We start from the raw sequence: 1,541 nt of genomic DNA, 5'->3' as shown, positions 1-1,541 counted from the left end.
GCTCTATAAACTTTTTAGGGGTTTTGTAAAAATCACCTTTAACGAAGTTTGGGGTGTTTTATGAAAAAAGAAAGACGATAATCATTTTTACACATTGAATTGATTATCGTCTTTTTAATTGGAATCGAAGAGTGGCTTTTGCTCAGTTACTGATTAGAATTTGGTGGATGAGTGCTTGTTAAGGGTATATAGACATCTAAGCCTGAAACGATAGAAGTTCTTGTACCCATTAGCATTACGCTTGATTAGTTTGATTCTTGAATTCATAGATTCTATCTGTCCGTTTGATATTCTCCTGCCTCTGTAGGTCAAGAAGCTGTTAACAATCTCATACTTCCAATTCTTTAACATTTTAGAAATTGGAATAAATTCCGGTATCCCATAAACGTGGAGATCTTCGATGTATTTATCAATGTATCTGCCTGCGTTGTGATATGTTGCAATGGAGTTGATTTCGTCATAATCGCATTTCAACGCATAGGCAATTTCAAGTTCGGGATCTATTTCGAGAAGTCTGTTAATTAGAGCTTCTGGCGAAATATACTTAGAACCTACGATGTAGTAGTAGCGATGAAGATTAATTATGCTTTCAAAATCAATGTTATCTCGCGATTTTTTAAGCAGCCAGTGAAATCTTTTAAGTAGTCTGTATTCCTCACTAGCCCTATCATGTGAATTCATAATTCTGATACGAACCTTATCAAATGCATAATTTACATTTTTAACCACATGGAAACTGTCGACACATACCAATGCGTTTGGGAAATACCGATGTGCTAAGTCACGATAATTCTCCCACATGTCGATGCTTATGTATTTAACATAGTTACGTGTACCTTTGTTGATATTTGAGAAGTAGGAAGAGAGTTCATCCTTCTTTCTCGAAGGAATGAGGTCATAAATTGCCCCAGTATCAAAGTCTAGAAGAACACAAGCATATTCTGTCTGTAGATATTTGCTTACGTATACCTCATCAATACACAGGCAGCGAGGGAAGGGAACTGTGGCTATGCCAGCGTGTTCATCAAACACCTTCATAACTGTTGTTATACTGACATCTGTAAGTTTTGCAGCAGTAGAGAAAGTTATTGATTCACGCTTAAGCAATTTCATAATACGAATAACAGTTGCTTGCGAGATTCTTTTTCCAGGTAAGGAGAATGGATTGTTTTCTGGGAAATGCTTTTGACAAGCTGTACAATAGTAACGTCTTTTTCTGTAAACAACAATCAAGTCATTTTCAACAAGAACGGCATGCTTGAGTGTGCGCCTGTAATAGTCGTGAACCCTTCTTGATATTTTGCCACAGGATGGACACGGAGTTGGTCTGTGTTGAAGTGTTATGTTACATTGCATAACACTTCCGCATGGTATAACTTCAAACTGCTCAATGTCTGAAGGTTCCATGTTAAAAAGCTTTATGATAATATCTTTCATGTACTGGTTCCTTTCTGTACTCTTTGATTCGCACTCTAAAGATAACATTGAGGAACAACAAAGGACGGAGAATTTAACTAATCATGGTTAAATCTCCGTCCTTT

The 1,541-nt window shown here is 36.7% G+C and carries 1 protein-coding gene; it reads right to left on the bottom strand.

Annotated elements, in window-relative coordinates; genetic code table 11:
* Positions 1-153: 153 nt before the first annotated feature.
* Positions 154-1,437, bottom strand: coding sequence for an ISL3 family transposase (locus AXF17_RS06620; RefSeq protein WP_157682585.1), 1,284 nt, complete (start codon positions 1,435-1,437; stop codon positions 154-156).
* Between the last annotated feature and the right edge of the window lie 104 nt (positions 1,438-1,541).

This window comes from Mogibacterium pumilum (genome assembly GCF_002243385.1).
In the GTDB taxonomy this organism is placed as follows: domain Bacteria; phylum Bacillota; class Clostridia; order Peptostreptococcales; family Anaerovoracaceae; genus Mogibacterium; species Mogibacterium pumilum.
Note: the sequence above shows the minus strand (reverse complement) of the source record. Positions and strands in the feature narration are given on the sequence as shown.